Consider the following 21,753-nt stretch of genomic DNA (forward strand, 5'->3'; position numbering starts at 1 on the left):
GTCCTTATTGATGGCGGCGACCCTATCCATCTTTCGTGTGGCGCACAACAAATGCCGATTTGTTTGGGTTACAAACGCAATGTGAATGATTGCCTACTGACAGGGTCACTTGAATCGTCCTAAAGATATATCAGATGCGGTTTTATATCAGCCACACCAAATGCACTTTCCTCAAGGATAACCAGCTTTGTCTACTCTCGTTCACCCTCCAAAAGGTGAACCACTGATTACAGATCGCGTGCGCAGCACCAATGTCATGCTGGGCATCGGCCTGAAGGTGGCGTCAGTGTGTGTATTTGTCTGCATGTCGAGCCTGCTGAAGGCGTCGGATGGAATACCGGCGGGCCAGCTCGTGTTCTTTCGCTCGTTCTTCGCGATCTTCCCGGTCATTGCCTTCATAGCGTGGCAGGGTCAACTTGGCGTCGCATTCAAGACGAACGAGCCTTTCAGCCATTTCTGGCGCGGCTTGGTCGGCGTCAGCGCCATGAGCCTCAGCTTTTATGGCCTGACAAAGCTTCCTCTGCCCGAATCGATCGCCATCAGCTACGCGACGCCGCTGTTGACCGTGGTCTGCAGTGCCATTTTCCTGCGCGAGACGGTGCGCCTGTATCGCTGGTCAGCGGTTTGTGTCGGTCTTATTGGCGTGGTCATCATATTATGGCCGCGCATGTCGTTCTTCACCGGCGAAACAGAGTTTGGCGCCGATCAGGCCGTCGGCGCCCTGGCGACCTTGGGCGGGGCAGGGCTTGCGGCCATAGCCATGCTGCTGGTGCGCAAACTCGTGCAGACCGAAAGAACCCCCACCATCGTGGTCTACTTCTCCATAGCATCGAGCATCATTGCGCTGGTCAGCCTGCCGTTTGGCTGGGTCTGGCCGACGACTTTCCAGGCCGTGTGCCTTATCCTTGCCGGGATAGCCGGAGGCGTCGCCCAAATTCTTCTGACCGAGAGTTATCGCCATGCAGACATGTCGGCGATCGCGCCATTCGAATACACGTCCATGCTGCTCGGCCTTGCGCTTGGCTATCTGCTCTTCGGGGATATCCCGACTGCTGAAATGGTGACCGGAGCGGCAATCGTCATCAGCGCCGGCATCTTTATCATCTATCGCGAGCATCGGCTGGGCCTTGCGCGGGCACGCGCTCGCAAAGTTTCCACACCACAGGGATAGGGATCAATCCTCCTGCGTGGCCTCGCTGAGCGGATGCAGTTGGAATGTCTCGGGCGTCTGCGGCCGGTCATGCGGGCGGATGGCAAAATCGGGCCGTTCCGAGGGGGCTTGCGACGCGCGGCGCAGGCTGCGCCAGAACGCGTAGCTTCCATAAGCCGCGTAGCTGATCGCCATCGTAATGAAGAATCCTGTCGGCCCGTTCAAGTCCATCAGCCGTCCTGCGATTTGCGGACCGATCATGCTGCCAACGCCGTAAACAATCAGCAGGCCACTCGATATCTTGACGAATTCGCTTGGCTCGGCGAAGTCATTGGCGTGTGCTACGTTGAGCGAATAGATGGGAAACAGCACCGTGCCGAAGGCGAACATCAGCGTGTAGATCACCCAAGGCGTGGTGGGCTGTACCATTATCATGGTCAGCGAGATCGCCACGCCACCGATCCCGGCCACAACCATCACGTAACGCCGGTCGACAAAGTCCGAGATGCGACCGATCGGATATTGGAAGATTGCTCCGCCGATCATCGAACTCGCGATCATAGTCGCAATGCCAAAGGTAGAGAGGCCGATCTCCCGCCCGTAAATCGCTGAAAGGAAGTTCCATGCGCCGGCGATGATCCCCGCCAGGAGCGAGCCGATCAACGCGGCTGGCGATTTTCGGTAAAGTCCGGGTAGATCAAGCGACACCTGTGTCAGCGGGCGAGGCGATTGGGCATTTGAAAGACCTGTCGGCACCAGGGCGCTCGCATAGATCAAGGCTCCAATCATGAACAGGACCTGTGTCGACGGGTCGCCAAACGGCAGGATATATTGGCCGACGAGCAGACCTATCATCGATACTATCATGTAGATCGAAAAGACCATGCCGCGCGTCGAGTTCGTAACGCGTTCGTTCAACCAGCTCTCGATCACCATGTAGCTGCCTGCGAGCGAAAACCCGGCCAGTGCCCGGAACAGGGTCCAGGCCCAGGGGTCGATTATCAGGCCATGCATCAGCATCGACATGCTCAGAAGAGTGAGGAGCACTGCAAAGACCCGTACATGGCCAACGCGCCGCACAAGACGCGGGACGATGATGCAGCCGCCGGTGAATGCGAGTGCGTAGCCGGTTCCAAGCCAGCCGACCGTGGTCGGCGACCAGCCTTCCATGCCGGCGCGCAGGGGGAGCAGGATTCCCGCCAGACCCCCTGCCGTCAGCATCAGAAATGTGCTGGTCAATAGCGCCGCAATCGGCAAGAGCTGGCGAAACATATGATTTTCCTGCGTTTCAGCGTTCGAAACTACAGGCTTCAAGCGATCGGCGAGCTTGAAAATACGACACAGCCATTCCAGTTTTGCGCCAAGGTCTAATCCGTTAGCGCACGCAGCCGCAACTTCACGTTGACGAAATCACGCCACGCAAAGCGTTTCTGGGCGGGATTTCGCAAAAGGTAGGCTGGATGAAGCGTTGGCATCACGGGAATCTGGATTCCGGATGCGGTCAGGTGGGTTTTCCAGTTTCCGCGCAGTCGCAAGATACCTTCCGTCGCATTGGTAAGCGCCTTGGCGGCTGGGCCACCGAGGGCAACAAGCAGCTTGGGATTGGCGAGTTCGATCTGGCGTTCGAAGAACGGGCGGCAAATCTCCGTTTCAAGCGGCGTCGGCGTGCGGTTGCCAGGTGGACGCCATGGAATGCTGTTGGCGATATAGACGCTGGTCCGGTCAAGACCGATGGAAGCAAACATGCGATCCAGCAGCTGTCCCGAGCGGCCGATGAACGGCACACCTTCAAGGTCTTCTTCGCGGCCCGGAGCTTCGCCCACGAACATGATCGGCGCAGCAGGGTTGCCGTCAGCGAACACAAGATTCTTGGCGGTGAACTTGAGGTTGCATCCATCGAACGCTGCAAGTTGCTCGCGCAATTCTTCCAACGTTGCCGCACTCGAAGCAAGCTGCCGGGCCATGGCGATCTTCGCGTCGTCGGGTACCGAAGCTTTGGCAAGCGTGGTCGGTGCAGGCGGGCGCGCTGCAGTCCCTTCAGGGTTCGATTGCGGATCAGGTATGCGCGGAGCAGGGGCAGCCGCTGGTGCGCGCCTTGCGGCGGCTTGCGAAAACCGGTCCACAGGTACGTCTACCAGCGGTGTATCAACGCCTGCTTCTGCAAAGAAGTGCAATAGTTCGCGTATATCGGCCAATGTGTAATCCTTCTGCCTTTGAACTCGCAAATTGCGCGCGTCAATGCAAGACCTAGGAGGATGGGATACGCGGCTCCTGCACCAGGTAGAACACTCGCTTGGGTGTAAAATCAGCTATCGGGAAATCAAAGCTTGCACCGAAGCCGGGATCGATTTTGCCGTCCCGAAACACCATGCGATCATATGGCTCGAAATTATCGTTGTAAGTGCCATAACCGGTGGAGCGAATAATGCCTCGCTTGTCGCCCGGCTGGTAAAAAGAGAGGCCGTCGCCATAATCGCTCGGCACGTGCATCTGTTCCTGCAATTCAAACTCGAATTCGACCCAGGGATGACCGCTGCTATTGGTTGCCCGGACACGCAGATAGAACAGAATTCCCGCATCTTCGCTCGGGTTGAGCTGCGTGACCTTTTCGGTACGTATGACGAGTGTCGTCGGCACCACGGAAGGAAATTCCTCAGTCAGGATGACGGGATCCTGCAGCGTTCCCGTGCCACTGATGGAGCGAATGATGAAACCTCCAAGTTCATCCGAGAATGAATAGGGACCGGCAATCCAGATTCTCGGGTCCTCCTGCGCCGAGGCTCTTGCCGCATAAACGGCGACAAGCATGCACCTGGCGAGCGTACCACCAAGCCCCCGGATCGTGCGGAACGATTTCATCAGGCCTCCCTTTGGTCGGTATGCGAGACGACGCCTGAATTATGACTGAATCGAGAGGCCACGCAACTCTTGCGCAAACGGATAAATATTGACGTTTACGTTAGAGTAATTATAGATTTCACGATTCGTCGTGGAATGAGGGCAATTGGCCGCATCTGGAGCGCGTGACTGGCTATAACTTACAGCTATTGTTGCGCTACAACGCGTCAAAACACTGCACGAAAAGTGCGCCGGGAATGATTATCAGGAGGATTGCATGAGCGAGACAACCGAACTTCCAGAGCGCGAGAGCATGGAGTTTGATGTCGTCATTGTGGGGGGTGGGCCGGCGGGTCTGTCCGCAGCGATCAGACTCAAGCAGATCAACCCGGAACTGTCGGTGGTCGTGCTTGAAAAAGGTGGCGAGATCGGCGCTCATATCCTCTCGGGCGCGGTTGTCGATCCAATCGGTGTCGACAAGCTGCTGCCGGGTTGGCGTGACGAGGACGGCCATCCTTTCAAGACGCCCGTGACGGCGGATCATTTTCTGGTTCTCGGTCCCTCCGGCTCGCTGCGCCTGCCAAATTTCGCCATGCCGCCCTTGATGAACAACCATGGCAATTTCATCGTGTCGCTCGGCAATGTGTGCCGTTGGCTCGGGACCAAGGCAGAAGAACTTGGCGTCGAGATTTATCCGGGCTTTGCCGGTTCGGAAGTGCTTTACAACGAAAATGGCGCGGTTGTGGGCGTCGCAACTGGCGACATGGGTATCGAAAAGGATGGCAGCCACGGTCCGGCCTACACACGAGGAATGGCCTTGCTCGGCAAGTACACGCTGATCGCAGAAGGCGCTCGCGGCTCGCTTGCCAAGCAGTTGATCAACAAATTTCAGTTGGACGAGGGCAAGGAGCCTGCGAAATACGGTATCGGACTGAAAGAACTGTGGCAGGTCGATCCGGCGAAGCACAAGCTTGGGCTCGTGCAGCATTCTTTCGGCTGGCCGCTGGATATGAAAACGGGTGGCGGCTCTTTCCTCTATCACCTGGAGGATAATACGGTCGCGGTCGGCTTCGTGATGCATCTCAATTACAAGAACCCGTACCTTTCCCCCTTCGAGGAGTTTCAGCGCTTCAAGACCCATCCCGCCATTCGCGGCATCTTCGAAGGTGGCAAGCGCTTGGGCTACGGTGCGCGTGCGATCACCGAAGGTGGCTGGCAATCGGTACCGAAACTCTCGTTTCCCGGCGGCGCGCTGCTTGGTTGCTCGGCCGGCTTCGTCAATGTGCCGCGCATCAAGGGTTCGCATAATGCGATGCTGTCCGGCATGCTTGCGGCTGAACATGTCGCGGAAGCAATTGCTGCGGGCCGCAACAATGACGAACTCGTCGCTTATGAGAATGCCTGGCGCTCGAGCGAGATCGGCAAGGATCTCAAGCGCGTGCGCAACGTGAAGCCCATGTGGTCGAAGCTCGGCACGATAGGCGGCGTCATGCTCGGGGGCATCGATATGTGGCTCAACACGATATTCGGCGGCTGGTCGCCGTTCGGCACCTGGAAACACGGCAAGAACGACGCGGCTTCCCTTGAACCAGCTAGTAAATACGCCCCGATCGCCTATCCAAAGGCCGACGGCGTCCTGACTTTCGACCGCTTGTCCTCCGTGTTCCTGTCGAACACCAATCACGAGGAGAATGAGCCTGTACACCTGATCGTCAAGGATATGGGCCTGCAGAAATCATCGGAGCTAGACGTCTACTCGGGTCCTTCGGCGCGCTATTGTCCTGCCGGCGTCTATGAGTGGGTGGAAGAGACGACGGGCCCGAAATTCGTGATCAATGCGCAGAACTGCGTCCACTGCAAGACGTGCGATATCAAGGATCCAAATCAGAACATCAATTGGGTACCGCCACAAGGCGGCGAAGGCCCGGTGTACCAAAACATGTGATGTGATTGCACGAACAATGCAGCTGCGAGAGATTATTGCTTGGGCTTCTCCAGCATCACAGTTTGCTGGTCCGGACCGGCGTCATCGACGCCGCTGATCGAAAAGCGTAACATTAACGGCAAATGGTCCGAGCCGACAGGTGGGAGTGTTTCGACTCGCGTTTGGATAATGCGGTTCGAAACGAGAATGTGATCGATTGGCAAGCCAATCCAGCGCGCCCCCCGTGCCAATGTTCCGTTGATAAGCCAGCTCGGGCGCAGCCCCTCGGCTGAGGTCGTCCTGCTGGCGTCGCCGATGCTCTTGAGCGTCTGGCTCCAAGACGTAGCGTTGAAATCGCCAGCGATGATCAATGGACCTTGCAGCCGCTCCAGGTACGGGTTGATGGTTGCGACATTTGCAGCTTGCGAATAGGGCCAAGGCCAGTCCAGGTGAAGCGCCGTGACAATGACGCTACGCCCGCCGAAATCGATGCGTGCAAGACCGATCAGACTATCGACACATTGTGGTGTCGTTCCAAGGGCGAATGGCCGGCGGGACAGGATTGCAACGCCGCCAATATGGCTGCGGTTGGAGCAGTAGAGGTTGTAGGGATATCGCTCCTCTATTCCTTTGAGTCGTGGCCGCCAGGCCGTGGAAACCTCCTGCAGGGTTATGACGTCAGGCGCTTCGCGGGCGATCAACCTGAGAACATCGGCCTGCCGGCGATTGTCATAGCGCAGGTTCAACTGCATCAGCTTGTATTGTGGCTGAGCCGTTCCGGCTTCGGCCGGCGGGGCCGGAGAGGGTATAAGCACCGTGCCAAGTGCTGTCAGCGCCAGCACCATTGCCATGAGGCCTTCGCGCCACAATCCCAGGATCAAAGCCGGAACAGCCGCAATAGCCATGAGGATTGCAAGGTGCATGCGAAAATGGGCGAAGGCGTCGAAGAACGGATGTGCCGCGCCGAAAAATCCGAGCACCAGCGGTACTGAGAACATGACCGGTACCAAAACGGCTGCCAGTGCCACCCACGATTTGTTCTTTGTCGTCATGCACTGCATTAAACCGGCAATTGCGACGCAATCAAGATGGATCGCGGATGCACACTTGGTGAACCTGCAGCGCCGCAGACCGGTGCATCGAGGAGATGGCTGCCCATATTTCAAATATGAACTCGAGCGCCACTGAGTGCTGTCTTGGTCTCTAGGTCCAGATCGATCTACAGCAGCTTCTTGAGGCCGTTCAATAGTTGATCGTGCTCACCGCCTGTGAGCAGTCCTTCAAGTCTCCCATGCGAATCCTTCCAGATCGGCAGGACCAACGATAGCAGCTGCATGCCGGCCGGTGTCAACGCCATGCGGCGGCTGCGCTTGTCTTGAGGGTCGACCGCGACCGAAATCAAACCACGGCGCTCAAGAGGCTTGAGCGCGGCGGTCAGTGTGGTCCGATCCATCGCCAGCAGGGACGCGACCGAACTCAGATTGGGAGGCGAGGGGCGGTTCAGCGACATCAGCAGCGAAAACTGCCCATTAGTCAGGTCATACGGCCGCAAAGCTTCATCGAAGCGGCGCGCGAGGGCACGCGCAGCCCGCTGGACCGCAAGGCACAGGCACGTGTCGCGGACATGGATGGTTGTTTCGTAAGGAACTGAAATCGGCTTTGACATAGCCCATATATGTTGATATCAACGTAAAAGTCAAGTCATTTGGCGGAACCCCCGGATATGGAAATTGGGAGATTAGCATGAGCTATTCAGGAACATTCATCTGGTATGAACTGCTGACTGCGGACCCGCAGGCTGCGGAAGATTTTTACAAGCATGTCGTTGGGTGGGGAGCCAAGGATTCCGGCAATCCAAGCGTCAAATACACTCTGCTGACCATTGATGGCACGCATGTTGCCGGGCTCATGGCCACCAATGATGCATGTGTAACTGGCGTCGACGCAATGTGGTCCGGCCACATTCTTGTCGATGATGTCGATGCGATGGTTGCCCGCATCAAGGCTGCGGGTGGCAAGGTTCACGTGGAGCCCACGGACATTCCCCATACGGGAAGATTTGCCATAGTCGCCGATCCGCAGGGCGCCTCCTTCCAGCTGTTCAAGCCGTTGATGGATGATCGCCCGAATGTACCCACGCCGCCGACACCGGGGACGGTCGGCTGGCACGAATTGAACACAAACGACTGGGAAAGTGCTTTCGAATTTTACTCCGCCCTGTTCGGCTGGACCAAAGGCGAAGCCATGGACATGGGGGCGATGGGTACCTACCAGCTCGTCGAGCGCGATGGGCAGATGTTCGGTGCCATGATGAACAATCCGGAGCCCTCGTCCCGGCCGGCCTGGTGCTATTACATTTGCGTCGACGACATCGCCGCCGCTGAATCGCGCATCAACGACAAGGGCGGAAAGGTCGTCTTCGGACCGGTCCAGGTCCCAGGGGACCAGTGGGTCCTGCAGGCGGTCGATCCTCAAGGCGTGTCATTCGCGCTTCTTGGACCTCGCGCCTGAGGGACAGCCAGCGAATGGTCTCACGATTTTCATGGTTGGTGGTTCAGACGGCACCACCAACCAGCTACTGAAAGGCCATCTCGTAGAAACTGCGCAACTTTCTTGAGTGCAGTTTCTCCGGGGGCATCTCGGCCAGCTTTTCCAGCGCACGAATTCCGATCTGCAAATGCTGCGCCACCTGCCGTTTGTAGAATTCGGTCGCCATTCCAGGCAGCTTCAATTCGCCGTGCAGCGGCTTGTCGGAAACGCATAATAGCGTCCCGTAGGGCACGCGGAAGCGAAACCCGTTCGCCGCGATGGTGGCGGATTCCATGTCCAGCGCAATCGCCCGTGACTGTGATAGCCGCTTGACCGGGCCGCGTTGATCACGAAGCTCCCAATTGCGATTGTCGATCGTGGCAACCGTGCCCGTGCGCATGATGCGCTTCAGATCATATCCTTCGAGCCCGGTGATTTCGGCGACTGCCTGCTCGAGCGCCACCTGAACTTCGGCAAGCGCTGGAATGGGCACCCAGACCGGCAGATCGTCATCCAGCACGTGGTCTTCACGCACATATGCATGTGCCAGCACGTAATCGCCGAGAGCCTGCGTGTTGCGCAGGCCTGCACAGTGTCCAAGCATCAGCCAGGCATGCGGGCGAAGGACGGCGATGTGATCTGTGATCGTCTTGGCGTTGGACGGGCCGACGCCGATATTCACCATGGTGATACCGGATCCATTGCTGCGCACGAGATGATAGGCGGGCATTTGCGGCAGCCGTCCAATGGGCACGCCAGATGTCGGGGTGTCATCGCCCGCTTCGGTAATCAGATTGCCGGGTTCGATGAAGCGTTCATAGCTGCTGCCACCTTTCGCCATCAGGCCACGAGCCAAGGCGCAGAACTCGTCGATGTAAAACTGATAATTGGTGAAGAGCACATAGTTCTGGAAATGCACGGGCCGCGTTGCCGTATAGTGCGAGAGCCGGTGCAGGGAATAATCCACGCGCTGCGCCGTAAAGGGCGAAAGCGGCATGATACTGTCGAGATCGTCGTTCTCATATTCTCCATTGACGATACGGTCGTCGGTCGCCGCAAGATCCGGCACGTCGAACAAGTCTCGCAACGGACGGGTGAAGGCGTCGGCGATCGACGAATCCACATGCGTGCCCTCGAGAAAAGCAAAATGGATTGGAATCGGAGTTGTCGATTCCTGCACCGTTACCGGTCCGCCATGGTTGCGGATCAGCAGTCGTATCTGCTCTTCGAGGTAACTCTCGAAAAGATCGGGACGTGTGATCGTTGCCGCATATTGGCCGGGAGCCGATACATGTCCGAATGCCAGGCGTGAATCGATCTGGGCATAGCTCGACGTGGAAAGGCGCACTTCCGGGTAGAAGGCACGAAAATGCAGCGCATCTCTGGCTTCGCCCCGTGCCACCATGTCGAATGCGTCGCGCAAAAACTTGGTGTTGCGTTCATATAGGGCGCCCAATGCCTGAACGGCTGCCTTGGCGTCTGTAAATTCCCGCGCCTGGACATGGTCCGGCATGCTGATGGCGGCGGGCTTCCTGGTTCCGATTCGTTTGTCCATGCTCTAGGTCGTACACCAATTTTAGCCCGGAATGGTATGGGGCTTTTCATTCGGATACAAGGAGCAGAGAGGTTTTCGACCTTGCCGTGAAGTGGCGGGGTGGAACGACCAGCGCGTGACCGTTGAAGTGCAGGGAAACGTCAAACTCTTTGCAGGCTGACGAGGAGAACAAGTCCGATACCGCCGTTTGATGGATTGCGCCCTTCATAGCTTGCGGCAAAAGCCACCACCGGGCCAACCAGGATGGCAGAGAATATCAGCGCCCGCAGAAAAAGCAGCGATAGATTTGCCGTAGACTGTATCATCTGGTCGGTTCCCGGATCCTTGTGAATGGGCTATTTCGCGATATTGCCGCAGCCGGGCTGAATGAAAGCTGATGCATTCATTCATCGCGCGTTCAACCAGAATTGATTTCCCGCACTTGTGATCGGCGGACAGAACCATATGTTCTGCCATGAGCTTTTCATTTCTCCCGGAGACTGACATGACAACACAGACAAAGCCGATAGAACTCCATTACTGGCCGACGCCCAATGGCTGGAAAATCTCCATCATGCTTGAGGAACTGGGCGTTCCGTATGATTTGAAGCTCGTCAATATCGGCAAGGGCGACCAGTTCGAGCCATCGTTTCTCAAGATCGCCCCCAACAACCGCATGCCAGCCATAGTCGATCCTGAAGGTCCGGGCGGAACACCAATCTCGGTCTTCGAATCGGGAGCGATCATGCAATATCTCGGCCGCAAGTTCGGCAGGTTCTACCCGCAGGATGAACGTGTGCGCGTTCAGGTTGAAGAATGGCTGTTCTGGCAGGTCGGCGGTCTGGGTCCAATGGCAGGTCAGGCTCACCACTTCCGCCAATATGCGCCAGAGAAGATCGAGTATGGCATCAACCGTTACACGAATGAGGTAAACCGTCTTTATGGCGTGATGAACCGACGTCTCGAGAGCAGGGACTATCTCGCAGGAGATTACTCCATTGCCGACATGGCTTCCTACGGCTGGACGATTTCACACGCCAACCAAGGTCAGGACTTGAATGACTTTCCCAATCTCAAGCGCTGGTTCGAAGCGATCGGTTCCCGGCCTGCCGTTCAGCGCGGGGTAGAAGTCGGCAAGGCCGAACGTCGCAACATTGCCGACGATGAGGAAGCCAAGAAGATCCTGTTCGGTCAGACGGCGCGCTAGACCGCGAAATCCCCACACCATCACATCAGACAAAAACAAAAAGGCAGTCATGGAGGGACACCCATGACTGCCTGTTTGCCCGTAACCAGCGAAGGATCTGTTCGGGCACCTTGGTCCTGCATTACTGAGCCCAAGCGGGCGATATATACCAGAGAATAAAGCAGAAGGGGCCTGCAATCTATTCTTGCCTCCCGGTCTTTCGATCAGCTTTGCATGAGGGAGGAGCATGCAAGTGACAGTTACTTAGCTCAACAATGCAGGATAAAGAGTAGCAATATTTGGCATTTCGAAACAACTACACGCTGAAAGCTGATAGATACGCCAAAGCATGGAAGTAGGCAATTATACCTTAGTCTAAAACGCCTGAATAAGCTGCCATGAATATTTCAAAACGCCCAACTGGTATTGCTTCTTTTTTCACAAATGCCTGAATTCTGAGGGTGTTTCGCCCCACGAATCGTGTTTGCCATCCTGATACTCAAGCGGCGCACTCAGCAGGTCCTCAACCGCCAAATCCTCAAGGCAGGCGAGGTTTACTGCGTAGAAAACACCGAGGTCCGGCGTTTCTCCACGTCCGAAAGGTTTGATGCCGCACGTCCGGCAGAACGAGTGGACGATCGTCAAACTGCCAAACTGGTATTCGGTCAAATTTTCTTGTCCGTCGGTCATCCGGACGTCATTTTCTTCGACGAACGCCTTCCAGAAGCGGGTTTTCGAACAAAAACTGCAGTTGCATTTGCTCGTACCCTTGTCGAGATCGATATCTGCCTCGAAGCGGACGGCGCCGCAATGGCAACTTCCGTGATACGTCTTTTTCACCGGTGTCCTCCCGCTGCGACCAGGCGCGAGCTGGTCCACAATCAACTAACAGGATAAATAACCATATGGTGAAATAACAATGACTGCCGGGTCAAGTCAAGCGCGTACGATCTTTTTGTTGCGCCAGCCCAAGCGGCAAGGGGATGCTGTTTGGAGACTGGAGACTGGAGACTGGAGACTGGAGACTGGAGACTGGAGACTGGAGACAGGTGCCTGTCCGCCGGCACCTGTCGATCCATACCTGGCGAGCCCATACGCGAAAGCTACTGACGCGTCAGACTCTCGCTCTTGCAGATCAATCCGCCCATAACGCAACCCGAGAGCGACAGTTTGCTGCCACTGGCGACTGCTTTGCCATTATAGGTCTTGCCTTCATCGAGCTTGTTGACCGTGCCCTTGTAGGTCCCGTCCTTGCCCGACATCGAGCCGATCGACTTGCCCTTGTATTCCCCAGTCAAAACTGTGCCGCAATAGGCATCAGCCCCGCAGGACGAATACTGGATGATTGTACCGTTGGGCCGCTTCCACGAGCCAACGATCGGCTCATCGGCCACGGCAGGGCCCATCATAAGAACAAGGCCTGTGCAGGCCAGCAATAATTTGTGCTTCATACTTACCTCCCAAATACTCAAAACGTCGCTAATGCCTGCGTAGTTTACGCAAACGTAAACGTAAAACAAGTGGCTTGCATTAAAAGGTTTGGCTGGCCGCATCGCATAGAATGGCTTCCCGAACGCCCATCAGGTGAGAAGTTTCCAGTGGTCACTCGCTCACGAAACTGAAAGTTGGTTACTGAATGCTTGAATTTCGGGCTTTGAATTTTAGCCGAATTTTTGGGAAAACCCCGTACTTGCTGAAGTCTTATATTTAACGGAATCCAAAGTTTACGACTTGTTTTTATTTTGTTTGGTCTCAGTTAATCATGCCCCTTAACAGCAATTTCAAGCCTCTGCTGCATTCTCGAAAGCATCAGAAGAGCACGTTCATAAACAAACAGAACGGTTCTCGGAAGTCTAACAGGGCTTTTGTCAAGTAACAATGCGGGTTCAACAAAGGGTTGGGTAAAATGGCGCGGTTTGATCTTCAAATTTCAGATAGTGGACATGCCGGTGGTTCGGCGAAGACAGACATCCTCTTTGAAATGGGAATCATGTATGCGACCGGTCGCGACTGCCCCATCGATCTTGTTGCAGCTCACAAATGGTTCAACATCGCCGCTATCAAGGGCAGCGATCGGGCAGCGGAGCTGCGGGCGGAAGTTGCCCAATCAATGTCCAAGCCCGACATCGCCTCGGCTTTGCGGGCGGCACGCGAATGGATGACATCCCACTAACAGTTTGCCTCGTCCACAATCCGATATTGTGAACTCAATCAGAACGCGATATCGTCCGACGTGCAACCGGAGGTATGCTTAGGCAGCGGGTAATATGCGGGCGCTGCGCGGCGAGAGGCTCGCTTGCAGGCATAGGGAGATGGTCTCAAGTGAACGGGATGTATTCATGGCATCCGTGCACTTGCAGAACATCGTGAATCCTGCGCGAGCGGCGATGCGATTGGGTAATGGTCTGGGGCGAACGCATGAATCTTGATGAAGACCAGGGAGATATGCTTGGCGATCTCGAGGAATTATTGTCGAGACTGGCGGATGCGCAGAAAAGGCTGATCCTCATGTCCGCCAAATCCAGGACGTTTCCGGATAACAATACGCTCCAAAAGATTGCCGCACTGGCCCTCAACATTTCCGCGGTCGAAGCGCTCATCTCCGATGGACAAAGCAGGAAAATGCGGCCGGCCAAGGCCAATGACTGACTCCAGCTGCATTGCAGCTGGAGCTGAATCGCAAATGTATCAGACGGCCGCCGGTCCCACGCGCGTTGCTTCAAACAGAAACCAGTGTCTTTGCTCGGCTTCGTCGATGTAGTTCTCGACGATGCTGGTTGTCGCGCTGTCGCGGTACTCGCTGCAAAGTTCGTGGACCTGGCGCAGATAGCCGATGAAGCTTTTCGTATCGTCGCGAAGCTCTGCCAGCATATCTTCCGGGGTGACGAAATTGGCATCGTTATCCGCAATGCGCTGCTGCCCGGCAATCTGTCCTATCGACTTCAGCGTCGTGCCGCCAATTTTGCGCACGCGTTCAGCCAGAACGTCTGTCATGGCAAAAATCTGCGCTGCCTGTTCATCGAGCATCAGATGGAAATCGCGAAAGTGCGGCCCGCTCATATGCCAGTGAAAGTTCTTCGTCTTCAAATACAAAGCAAAGGTATCGGCGAGCAGCGCGTTCAGTGCAGGCGCAATGTCACGCGTCGCATCGGCACCAAGGTCTGTGGGAGTGGCAGTTGGCGCGCGCCTGATTGTCTGTAGGGATTTTGTTGGCATGGTCGATCTCTCTGACAGTGGAGGGAAAAGTTTTCGACGTGGACGCCCGATCGATCAAGCGCCGCAACGATTACTAGCACGCGCTTGTTACCATTGCTTCTCAATTCGTGGTTGTATTGAGAGGTGCTTCCTCAAACCGCACCAGCGATGATTGCTCCTTCACCTGTGCGTTTTCCGCGACGATCTCGGCAATCTTCCCATCATGCGGTGCGGTGATGGAATGCTCCATTTTCATGGCCTCGAGCACCAGCAATATCTGGCCTTTCCTGACCAGATCGCCCGCTGCCGCCCGCACCGATTTTACCAGACCCGGCATGGGTGCAGTAAGCCGGTCGCCCGCGCTTCCCGCCTGCTCAGCCATCAGGAAGGGATCTGCAATTTTGAAGGCTGCTGCTGTGCGACCCGCCAGCACTGCGATGCCATGGGGTATAGTCACGATCTTCGCCCGCAAATTTATGTTTCGACCGGTGATGTGCCAGTTGGGCCTATCGTGCCGTACACGGACCTCGACGGAAAAGTCTGGCCCGAAAATCGCATAGCGCTCGTCTTCTCGAACAGTGACATCGTACCGGGTGGTTTGGCCGCCCTCTTCGAGGGTCACGGGATAAGCGAGCCCGCCATGATGGGCGTAGCCGCGCAGGGCAGTCCACGGATCGCCGTGGACCGGTCGCTTGAGCAATCCGCTGGCGGAGAGGATGGCAAGTTCCTTCATGCCGGCCTGGATGGTCGCGGGAACAGTCAATTGCGCTAGCTGGCGGTCGATCAGACCCGTATCGACGTCGCCGGTCGCAAAACTTTGATGATCGATCAACGCCGAGAGGAATGGCGCATTCGTCGTTGTCCCGGCTATTTCGGTCTGGTTGAGCGCACTTCCCATCGCAGCAAGCGCAAACGAACGATCGGCGCCATGCACAACAATTTTCGCGATCATTGGATCGTAATAGGGTGAGATCGTATCGCCGGCCCGGACACCGGTTTCGATGCGAACGTCGCCCTCCTGCACGGCGGTAGGAAACGACAGGTGATGCAGCGTGCCGATGGCCGGCAGAAAACCTTTGGCTGGATCTTCCGCATAAAGCCGCACCTCCATGGCATGTCCGTTCAGCGGGATGTGCTCCTGGGCTAACGGCAGCCTCTCGCCTGCCGCAACACGCAATTGCCACTCTACAAGGTCGAGCCCGGTAATCATCTCGGTCACCGGATGCTCCACCTGCAAGCGCGTATTCATTTCCATGAACCAGAAGCGGTCAGGTTGAAGCCCTTCCGTGGCATCGACGATAAATTCTATCGTTCCCGCGCCTGAATAGTTTATCGCCTGCGCTGCCTTGACTGCCGCACTGGTCATCGCCGCCCGCATTTCCTCGGTAATCCCGGGGGCAGGGGCCTCCTCGATCACCTTCTGATGCCGACGTTGCAGCGAACAATCGCGCTCGTAGAGATGCACCACATTGCCATGATTGTCGCCAAAGACCTGCACCTCGATGTGGCGGGGCTTGGAGATATATTTTTCCACCAACACGCGGTCATCGCCGAAGGCGCTCTTGGCCTCACGCCGCGCGCTGCCCAGCGCCTCGGCGAAATCGTCAGGATTGTCCACTTTGCGCATGCCTTTGCCGCCACCGCCTGCGCGTGCCTTGATGAGAACCGGATAGCCGATCTCGCGCGCCTTCGAAGCAAGCACCACCAGTTCCTGCGCTTCGCCGTGATAGCCGGGAACCACGGGCACGCCGGCCTTTTCCATCAGGCGCTTCGCTGCGTCCTTGAGGCCCATGGCCCGGATCGAATCTGCCGACGGGCCGATGAAGACCAGCCCTGCCTTGACAACCGCATCGACGAAACCTGGATTTTCGGAAAGAAAGCCATATCCGGGATGGATAGCCTCAGCGCCGGTCTTGAGCGCCGACGCTATGATATGATCGGCACGCAGGTAACTGTCGGTAACCGGCGCCGGCCCGATATTGACGGCCTCGTCGGCCATGGCAACATGCAACGCATGCGCATCCGCATCGGAATACACGGCGACGGTGCCTATACCCATGCGCTGCGCCGTGCGAATAACCCGGCAGGCGATTTCCCCGCGATTGGCAATCAGGATTCTTGAAAACATTCTAGTCATCACTCACTCCTTGGAGATCGTTCGAAAATTCGGCCTGATGAGCCAGCTGGTGAGGTTTTCGAGAACCGGACGCAGCGGACCTACTGGTCCCTGGGCAGCGCAAGCGAACAAAATCGCATCAGACGTTCATCTTATGTATTTGCATACGGTCTCCTACATCCGGAACATGCCAAAGCGTGTATCCTCCACCGGAGCGTTAAGTGCGGCGGAGAGCGATAGCGCCAATACTTCGCGGCTTCTCGCCGGATCGATGATGCCGTCATCCCAGAGCCGCGCCGACGAATAGAGAGGGTGACCCTCGCGCTCGTATTTCTCCAGGATCGGCGCGCGAAAAGCGGCCTCTTCCGCCGCGGGCCATTCGCCGCCCTTGCGCTCGATGCCTTCACGTTTGACGAGAGCCAGAACAGTGGCCGCTTGTTCGCCGCCCATTACGGAAATGCGCGCATTTGGCCACATCCACATGAAACGGGGTGAAAAAGCACGGCCGCACATCCCGTAATTGCCTGCGCCATAGGAGCCACCGACGATCATCGTTACCTTTGGCACGCGGGCAGTCGCAACGGCGGTGACGAGTTTCGCACCATCCTTTGCGATGCCCCCGGCCTCATAGGAACGTCCGACCATGAAGCCGGTGATGTTCTGCAGGAAGATCAAAGGGATGCCGCGCTGCGTGCAAAGTTCGATGAAATGCGTGCCCTTCAGTGCACTTTCGGAAAACAGGACGCCATTGTTGGCAATGATGCCGACCGGTATTCCATACAGATGGGCAAAGCCGGTCACCAGGGTAGTACCGTAGTTCTGCTTGAACTCATCGAACTGCGACCCATCGACAATACGCGCGATCAACTCGCGCGCATCATAGGGCTGGCGTATATCGGCAGGAACCACACCGTAGAGTTCATGTGGATCGTAAAGCGGCGGAATCACTTTGCGAAGATCAAGGCTTATCTCTTTCTTTCGATTCAGGTTTGCAACGATACGGCGGGCAATGGCGAGTGCATGGGCGTCATCAGCCGCATAGTGATCTGCAACACCGGACTGCCGCGTGTGCACCTCGGCGCCGCCCAAGTCCTCGGCCGAAACCTCTTCGCCCGTGGCTGCCTTCACCAGTTGCGGTCCGGCAAGAAAGATGGTCGCCTGACCTTTGACCATGATTGTCTCTTCGGACATGGCCGGCACATAGGCGCCGCCTGCCGTGCAGGACCCCATGACGACGGCAATCTGCGGGATACCCGCCGCCGACATATTGGCCTGATTGTAGAATATTCGGCCAAAATGGTCCCGGTCCGGGAACACTTCGTCCTGGTTTGGAAGGTTTGCCCCGCCGCTATCCACGAGATAGATGCATGGCAGATTGTTCTGGCTCGCAATTTCCTGCGCGCGCAAATGCTTCTTGACGGTAAGTGGAAAATAGGTGCCGCCCTTGACCGTGGCATCGTTGATGACAATCATCACTTCCTTGCCCGATACGCGGCCTATCCCCGCGATCATGCCGGCAGACGAAATATTGTCGTCATACATGCCCCATGCCGCGAATTGCCCGATCTCCAGAAAGGGCGAGCCCGGGTCCAGTAATTGCGCGAGCCTCTCTCGGGGCAGGAGTTTGCCGCGTGAAGTGTGCCGCGCACGCGCCTCGTCGCTGCCGCCTTTCACGACCAGTTCCGCCTTGGCGCGGATATCTTCAACCAGCCCGCGCATCCTCTGCGCATTGGCGGCAAAAACTTCCGATGCAGTATCGATCTGAGATTGAATCAGGGTCATGCGGTCTCCTGCCGGATCAACTTGATATTGCAACCGAGCTCCAGGCCTACCCAAGCCTGGTCCGCGGTAAGAACATAACCATTCCCACGAATGGCAAGAGCAAGACAGGCTCATTAAATGGCAATAAATCGCGGCTTTGCCATTCATCCCCTTTTACGTCACAAACTCTCAGCAAACATCTCGCGCCCGATGAGCATCCGCCTGATTTCACTTGTTCCCGCTCCGATTTCATAAAGCTTGGCGTCGCGCAGGAGCCGTCCTGTTGGATAGTCATTGATATAGCCATTGCCGCCCAGCGCCTGAATTGCCTCGAGCGCACACCATGTGGCCTTTTCAGCCGCGTAGAGGATACAGCCGGCGGCGTCCTTGCGCGTGGTCTCACCCCGGTCGCATGACGCTGCGACCGCATAGACATAGGCACGCGAGGCGTTCATCGTCGTATACATGTCGGCAAGCTTGCCCTGCATCAGCTGGAACTCGCCTATCGCCTGTCCGAATTGCTTGCGCTCATGCACATATGGCACGACCACGTCAAGACATGCGGCCATGATGCCAAGTGGCCCGCCCGCCAGGACCACGCGCTCATAATCGAGACCGGACATGAGGATCTTGACGCCCTGGCCCTCTTCGCCAAGTACGTTTTCGAACGGTACTTCGCAGTCTTCGAACACGAGCTCACAGGTATTCGAGCCGCGCATGCCAAGCTTGTCGAGTTTCTGCGCGGTAGTGAAACCCTTGAAGTCCTTTTCGATGAGAAATGCCGTCATGCCGCGCGATCCGGCTGCTGGGTCCGTCTTCGCATAGACGACGAGCGTGCTGGCATCGGGTCCATTGGTGATCCACATCTTGTTGCCGTTAAGCACATAGCGGTCGTTTTTCTTGTCGGCCCGCAGCTTCATTGACACCACGTCCGAACCGGCGCCCGGTTCCGACATGGCCAGTGCACCGATATGTTCGCCGGAGCAGAGCCTTGGCAGATATCTGGTCTTTTGCTCGTCGGTACCCCAGCGGTTGATCTGGTTGACGCACAGGTTGGAGTGCGCGCCGTAGGACAGGCCGATCGACGCCGACGCGCGCGATATTTCTTCCATGGCGATAGCGTGAGCCAAATAGCCGAGGCCGGAGCCGCCATATTCGGGGTCGGCGGTCATGCCGAGCAGGCCGAGCGCTCCCATTTCTTGCCAGAGATGCACGGGGAATTGATTGTTCCTGTCCGTCTCTGCTGCCAGAGGCGCAATGTTTGACTGTGCAAAGCGATGCACCGTTTCGCGCAGTGCCTCGATCTCCTCAGAGAGTCCGAATTTTAGGCCCGACTGATACATTTTGTCCTCCCGCTTTAGTTGTCGCGATGTTCTTGGCACCAACAAGGCGCAGTCCCATCGACACATATTTTTCGGCGACTTGATCCACGCTGAGGCGATCGCCAGGTTTGAACCACGCTGTCACGCCTGTGATCATCGCGATAATGGCCCGCGTTGTGAGCGCGATATCATCGATCGCAAACTCGCGGGCATCCACGCCATCGTCGAGTATATCGCGAAGACTGTTCTCGTATCGCGCGCGCAGTTCGACGATAATTGCCCGGTTTTCTGGATTGAGGCTGCGTAACTCCATATTAGCTATGTGCACGTCGTCGCGGCGCTCCACATGAAAGCGAATGTGGAAGCGAATAAAGGTGGAAAGCCTCTTGAGCGCTGTCTGGCCTTTCCCGTTCTCGGCGTCCCAGGCGCTCAGTACACAATCCATGTGGTTGCGCATGACCGAAAACAGCAGTTCCTGTTTGTTGGGGTAATAGCGATAGAAAGCAGCGGACTGCACGCCCACCTCATCAGCGAGCTGTCGCATCGACATCGCCTCATAGCCGACGCGGGCAATCAGACGCTTGGCCGCCGTGTCGATTGCGCTGCGTGTTCTTTCTCCATCTGATCCGGTCGTGCGTGCCATGGCCAGATAATAAAACGAACGTTCAATTAATTCAAGGGTGCTGTTGCTAGACGAAGGTATGGATAGAGGCGGCGAAGGGATGCATGTAGGGTCAGCTATTACAGGCAATTTTATCATTGTTTCAGGACTGATTTCATGACCCACAAATCATTCTCCCACCAGACACTTCCCATGCTCGCATTTGCCCTATTCTCCTTCTTCATTGTCTCGCCTGCGAGCGCCTTGAGCATGAAAGAATGCAGCATCAAATATAAAGCGGCACAAGGTGCCGGCGAAGCAGAAGGGATTTCATGGAGCGAGTTCCGCAAAACGAAATGTACGGACCCGGCTGCCGCAGGAGATGCATCCGCTTTCTCTAGTCCCGAAGACGCTAAAAAAGCCAAGGCTGTCGATGCGAAACCGCAAACGGAGGTCAGACAAGCTGAGCCCGAGGTCAAGACCGGTTCCTCGCAAACGACTTTCCCGACATCGATCGCCGCTAAATTCGCTAACGAAAAGCCTTCTCGGGCACGCATGCATACCTGCGTGGCGCAATACCATGTCAACAAGGCAGCAAAAACGCTTGGCGGCATGCGCTGGATTGAAAAAGGCGGCGGCTATTACAAGCTTTGCAATGCCAGGCTCAAGGGCAATGGCTGAAACCTGCGAAAATGACAAAGTCCAGACTCGACCTGAACGAAGCGCGGCGAGCCAGAGAAACCTTGAAGTCCGGTGGCGGAAGTGGCACCTTTGATCCTATGGAACAGCGCGTCGCATTCTTGGAGAGAACTTTTGAGAAGATGGACGGCAAGCTGGAGGCCATCCTCAGCGGAATCTCAGGCTTGAAGGGAGACGTGTCGACCGTACAGAGCGACGTCTCGACTTTGAAAGTCGATGTTTCCGTTGTGAGAGGAGACGTCTCGATCCTCAAGGGAGATGTTTCCACCGTCCGGGGCGACGTTTCGACCTTGAAGGATGATGTTATCGTGGTGAGAGGAGACGTCTCGACCCTCAAGGGAGACGTTTCCACTGTCCAGGGCGACGTTTCGACCTTGAAGGATGATGTTATCGTGGTGAGAGGAGACGTCTCGACCCTCAAGGGAGACGTTTCCACTGTCCAGGGCGACGTTTCGACCTTGAAGGATGATGTTATCGTTGTGAGAGGAGACGTCTCGACCCTCAAGGGAGACGTTTCCACTGTCCAGGGCGACGTTTCGACCTTGAAGGATGATGTTATCGTTGTGAGAGGAGACGTCTCGACCCTCAAGGGAGACGTTTCCACTGTCCAGGGCGACGTTTCGACCTTGAAGGATGATGTTATCGTTGTGAGAGGAGACGTCTCGACCCTCAAGGGAGACGTTTCCACTGTCCAGGGCGACGTTTCGACCTTGAAGGATGATGTTATCGTTGTGAGAGGAGACGTCTCGACCCTCAAGGGAGACGTTTCCACTGTCCAGGGCGACGTTTCGACCTTGAAGGATGATGTTATCGTGGTGAGAGGAGACGTCTCGACCCTCAAGGGAGACGTTTCCACTGTCCAGGGCGACGTTTCGACCTTGAAGGATGATGTTATCGT

22 protein-coding genes are annotated in these 21,753 nt (G+C 56.4%); 8 read left to right on the plus strand and 14 right to left on the minus strand.

The genetic code is table 11. The annotated features are described in order from the left end of the window. Positions 1 to 256: 256 nt before the first annotated feature. Complete coding sequence (locus tag CU100_RS07770; protein ID WP_170113770.1) at positions 257 to 1,171, plus strand: DMT family transporter; 915 nt, start codon at positions 257 to 259, stop codon at positions 1,169 to 1,171. Between the two features lie 3 nt (positions 1,172 to 1,174). Here CU100_RS07770 and CU100_RS07775 read toward each other — a convergent pair whose 3' ends face one another. The 3 genes from CU100_RS07775 to CU100_RS07785 all read right to left on the minus strand — a co-directional run bounded on the left by CU100_RS07775 (position 1,175) and on the right by CU100_RS07785 (position 4,009). Beyond that, positions 1,175 to 2,422, minus strand: a complete 1,248-nt coding sequence (locus tag CU100_RS07775; protein ID WP_106715877.1) for an MFS transporter — start codon at positions 2,420 to 2,422, stop codon at positions 1,175 to 1,177. Positions 2,423 to 2,517: 95 nt separating this feature from the next. Then, on the minus strand, positions 2,518 to 3,345 hold the full coding sequence (locus CU100_RS07780) for a uracil-DNA glycosylase (RefSeq protein WP_106715878.1): 828 nt from the start codon (positions 3,343 to 3,345) through the stop codon (positions 2,518 to 2,520). Positions 3,346 to 3,397: 52 nt separating this feature from the next. Then, entirely contained in the window at positions 3,398 to 4,009 is a 612-nt protein-coding gene (locus CU100_RS07785; protein WP_106715879.1) for a hypothetical protein, read from the minus strand. 256 nt (positions 4,010 to 4,265) lie between these two features. Here CU100_RS07785 and CU100_RS07790 point away from each other — a divergent pair, with 256 nt between their 5' ends. Beyond that, on the plus strand, positions 4,266 to 5,933 hold the full coding sequence (locus tag CU100_RS07790; RefSeq protein ID WP_106715880.1) for an electron transfer flavoprotein-ubiquinone oxidoreductase: 1,668 nt from the start codon (positions 4,266 to 4,268) through the stop codon (positions 5,931 to 5,933). A gap of 32 nt (positions 5,934 to 5,965) precedes the next feature. Here the strand turns inward: CU100_RS07790 and CU100_RS07795 are convergent, their stop codons facing one another. After that, positions 5,966 to 6,964 carry an endonuclease/exonuclease/phosphatase family protein gene (locus CU100_RS07795; RefSeq protein ID WP_170113756.1) on the minus strand — a complete coding sequence of 333 codons (999 nt, stop codon included), beginning with the start codon at positions 6,962 to 6,964 and terminating at the stop codon, positions 5,966 to 5,968. 167 nt (positions 6,965 to 7,131) lie between these two features. Then, positions 7,132 to 7,578 carry a MarR family winged helix-turn-helix transcriptional regulator gene (locus tag CU100_RS07800; RefSeq protein ID WP_106715882.1) on the minus strand — a complete coding sequence of 149 codons (447 nt, stop codon included), beginning with the start codon at positions 7,576 to 7,578 and terminating at the stop codon, positions 7,132 to 7,134. 77 nt (positions 7,579 to 7,655) lie between these two features. Here CU100_RS07800 and CU100_RS07805 point away from each other — a divergent pair, with 77 nt between their 5' ends. Then, the gene (locus CU100_RS07805) at positions 7,656 to 8,423 is read left to right on the plus strand and encodes a VOC family protein (protein ID WP_106715883.1); all 768 of its coding nucleotides are present in this window, start codon (positions 7,656 to 7,658) and stop codon (positions 8,421 to 8,423) included. A 64-nt stretch (positions 8,424 to 8,487) separates the two neighbouring features. On the opposite strand, the gene CU100_RS07810 is transcribed toward CU100_RS07805, so the two are convergent. Both CU100_RS07810 and CU100_RS26780 read right to left on the minus strand, forming a co-directional pair. Then, entirely contained in the window at positions 8,488 to 9,954 is a 1,467-nt protein-coding gene (locus CU100_RS07810; protein ID WP_245418965.1) for an AMP nucleosidase, read from the minus strand. A 182-nt stretch (positions 9,955 to 10,136) separates the two neighbouring features. After that, the gene (locus CU100_RS26780) at positions 10,137 to 10,301 is read right to left on the minus strand and encodes a hypothetical protein (RefSeq protein WP_170113757.1); all 165 of its coding nucleotides are present in this window, start codon (positions 10,299 to 10,301) and stop codon (positions 10,137 to 10,139) included. Positions 10,302 to 10,480: 179 nt separating this feature from the next. Between CU100_RS26780 and CU100_RS07815 the strand changes: the two genes are divergently transcribed. After that, positions 10,481 to 11,182, plus strand: coding sequence for a glutathione S-transferase N-terminal domain-containing protein (locus tag CU100_RS07815; protein ID WP_106715885.1), 702 nt, complete (start codon positions 10,481 to 10,483; stop codon positions 11,180 to 11,182). Positions 11,183 to 11,599: 417 nt separating this feature from the next. Here the strand turns inward: CU100_RS07815 and CU100_RS07820 are convergent, their stop codons facing one another. After that, entirely contained in the window at positions 11,600 to 12,001 is a 402-nt protein-coding gene (locus CU100_RS07820) for a GFA family protein (RefSeq protein WP_106715886.1), read from the minus strand. A 263-nt stretch (positions 12,002 to 12,264) separates the two neighbouring features. Continuing rightward, on the minus strand, positions 12,265 to 12,612 hold the full coding sequence (locus CU100_RS07830; protein ID WP_106715888.1) for a DUF2147 domain-containing protein: 348 nt from the start codon (positions 12,610 to 12,612) through the stop codon (positions 12,265 to 12,267). Between the two features lie 455 nt (positions 12,613 to 13,067). On the opposite strand from CU100_RS07830, the gene CU100_RS07835 reads away from it, so the two are divergent. Then, positions 13,068 to 13,334, plus strand: coding sequence for an SEL1-like repeat protein (locus CU100_RS07835; protein WP_106715889.1), 267 nt, complete (start codon positions 13,068 to 13,070; stop codon positions 13,332 to 13,334). 245 nt (positions 13,335 to 13,579) lie between these two features. After that, positions 13,580 to 13,810 (plus strand): hypothetical protein, encoded by a 231-nt coding sequence (locus CU100_RS07840; protein WP_146141816.1) that lies wholly within the window; start codon positions 13,580 to 13,582, stop codon positions 13,808 to 13,810. A gap of 39 nt (positions 13,811 to 13,849) precedes the next feature. Here CU100_RS07840 and CU100_RS07845 read toward each other — a convergent pair whose 3' ends face one another. The 5 genes from CU100_RS07845 to CU100_RS07865 all read right to left on the minus strand — a co-directional run bounded on the left by CU100_RS07845 (position 13,850) and on the right by CU100_RS07865 (position 20,342). Further along, a complete protein-coding gene (locus CU100_RS07845; protein WP_106715891.1) occupies positions 13,850 to 14,377 on the minus strand; it encodes a Dps family protein in 528 nt (175 codons plus the stop codon). 100 nt (positions 14,378 to 14,477) lie between these two features. Beyond that, complete coding sequence (locus CU100_RS07850; RefSeq protein WP_106715892.1) at positions 14,478 to 16,484, minus strand: acetyl/propionyl/methylcrotonyl-CoA carboxylase subunit alpha; 2,007 nt, start codon at positions 16,482 to 16,484, stop codon at positions 14,478 to 14,480. 162 nt (positions 16,485 to 16,646) lie between these two features. Beyond that, a complete protein-coding gene (locus CU100_RS07855) occupies positions 16,647 to 18,254 on the minus strand; it encodes a carboxyl transferase domain-containing protein (protein ID WP_106715893.1) in 1,608 nt (535 codons plus the stop codon). 158 nt (positions 18,255 to 18,412) lie between these two features. Continuing rightward, the gene (locus tag CU100_RS07860) at positions 18,413 to 19,576 is read right to left on the minus strand and encodes an isovaleryl-CoA dehydrogenase (protein WP_106715894.1); all 1,164 of its coding nucleotides are present in this window, start codon (positions 19,574 to 19,576) and stop codon (positions 18,413 to 18,415) included. Beyond that, positions 19,542 to 20,342, minus strand: a complete 801-nt coding sequence (locus tag CU100_RS07865; RefSeq protein WP_342588297.1) for a TetR/AcrR family transcriptional regulator — start codon at positions 20,340 to 20,342, stop codon at positions 19,542 to 19,544. The genes CU100_RS07860 and CU100_RS07865 overlap by 35 nt, the downstream gene beginning before the upstream one ends. Here CU100_RS07865 and CU100_RS07870 point away from each other — a divergent pair. Further along, positions 20,334 to 20,837, plus strand: coding sequence for a hypothetical protein (locus CU100_RS07870; RefSeq protein ID WP_245418940.1), 504 nt, complete (start codon positions 20,334 to 20,336; stop codon positions 20,835 to 20,837). The two genes, CU100_RS07865 and CU100_RS07870, sit on opposite strands and share 9 nt — an antisense overlap. An 11-nt stretch (positions 20,838 to 20,848) precedes the next feature. Then, a partial coding sequence (locus CU100_RS07875; protein WP_106715896.1) for a hypothetical protein occupies positions 20,849 to 21,753 on the plus strand: 905 nt, incomplete at its 3' end.

Source organism: Phyllobacterium endophyticum (genome assembly GCF_003010935.1).
Taxonomy (GTDB): Bacteria; Pseudomonadota; Alphaproteobacteria; order Rhizobiales; family Rhizobiaceae; genus Phyllobacterium; species Phyllobacterium endophyticum.

Bases quoted from the DNA above. Each gene is read 5' to 3' on its own strand.
- CU100_RS07770 (WP_170113770.1), top strand. From the start codon at position 257: ATGCTGGGCATCGGCCTGAAGGTGGCGTCAGTGTGTGTATTTGTCTGC.
- CU100_RS07775 (WP_106715877.1), bottom strand. From the start codon at position 2,422: ATGTTTCGCCAGCTCTTGCCGATTGCGGCGCTATTGACCAGCACATTT.
- CU100_RS07785 (WP_106715879.1), bottom strand. From the start codon at position 4,009: ATGAAATCGTTCCGCACGATCCGGGGGCTTGGTGGTACGCTCGCCAGG.
- CU100_RS07790 (WP_106715880.1), top strand. From the start codon at position 4,266: ATGAGCGAGACAACCGAACTTCCAGAGCGCGAGAGCATGGAGTTTGAT.
- CU100_RS07795 (WP_170113756.1), bottom strand. From the start codon at position 6,964: ATGACGACAAAGAACAAATCGTGGGTGGCACTGGCAGCCGTTTTGGTA.
- CU100_RS07800 (WP_106715882.1), bottom strand. From the start codon at position 7,578: ATGTCAAAGCCGATTTCAGTTCCTTACGAAACAACCATCCATGTCCGC.
- CU100_RS07805 (WP_106715883.1), top strand. From the start codon at position 7,656: ATGAGCTATTCAGGAACATTCATCTGGTATGAACTGCTGACTGCGGAC.
- CU100_RS07810 (WP_245418965.1), bottom strand. From the start codon at position 9,954: ATGCCGGACCATGTCCAGGCGCGGGAATTTACAGACGCCAAGGCAGCC.
- CU100_RS26780 (WP_170113757.1), bottom strand. From the start codon at position 10,301: ATGATACAGTCTACGGCAAATCTATCGCTGCTTTTTCTGCGGGCGCTG.
- CU100_RS07815 (WP_106715885.1), top strand. From the start codon at position 10,481: ATGACAACACAGACAAAGCCGATAGAACTCCATTACTGGCCGACGCCC.
- CU100_RS07830 (WP_106715888.1), bottom strand. From the start codon at position 12,612: ATGAAGCACAAATTATTGCTGGCCTGCACAGGCCTTGTTCTTATGATG.
- CU100_RS07835 (WP_106715889.1), top strand. From the start codon at position 13,068: ATGGCGCGGTTTGATCTTCAAATTTCAGATAGTGGACATGCCGGTGGT.
- CU100_RS07840 (WP_146141816.1), top strand. From the start codon at position 13,580: ATGAATCTTGATGAAGACCAGGGAGATATGCTTGGCGATCTCGAGGAA.
- CU100_RS07845 (WP_106715891.1), bottom strand. From the start codon at position 14,377: ATGCCAACAAAATCCCTACAGACAATCAGGCGCGCGCCAACTGCCACT.
- CU100_RS07850 (WP_106715892.1), bottom strand. From the start codon at position 16,484: ATGTTTTCAAGAATCCTGATTGCCAATCGCGGGGAAATCGCCTGCCGG.
- CU100_RS07855 (WP_106715893.1), bottom strand. From the start codon at position 18,254: ATGACCCTGATTCAATCTCAGATCGATACTGCATCGGAAGTTTTTGCC.
- CU100_RS07860 (WP_106715894.1), bottom strand. From the start codon at position 19,576: ATGTATCAGTCGGGCCTAAAATTCGGACTCTCTGAGGAGATCGAGGCA.
- CU100_RS07870 (WP_245418940.1), top strand. From the start codon at position 20,334: ATGACCCACAAATCATTCTCCCACCAGACACTTCCCATGCTCGCATTT.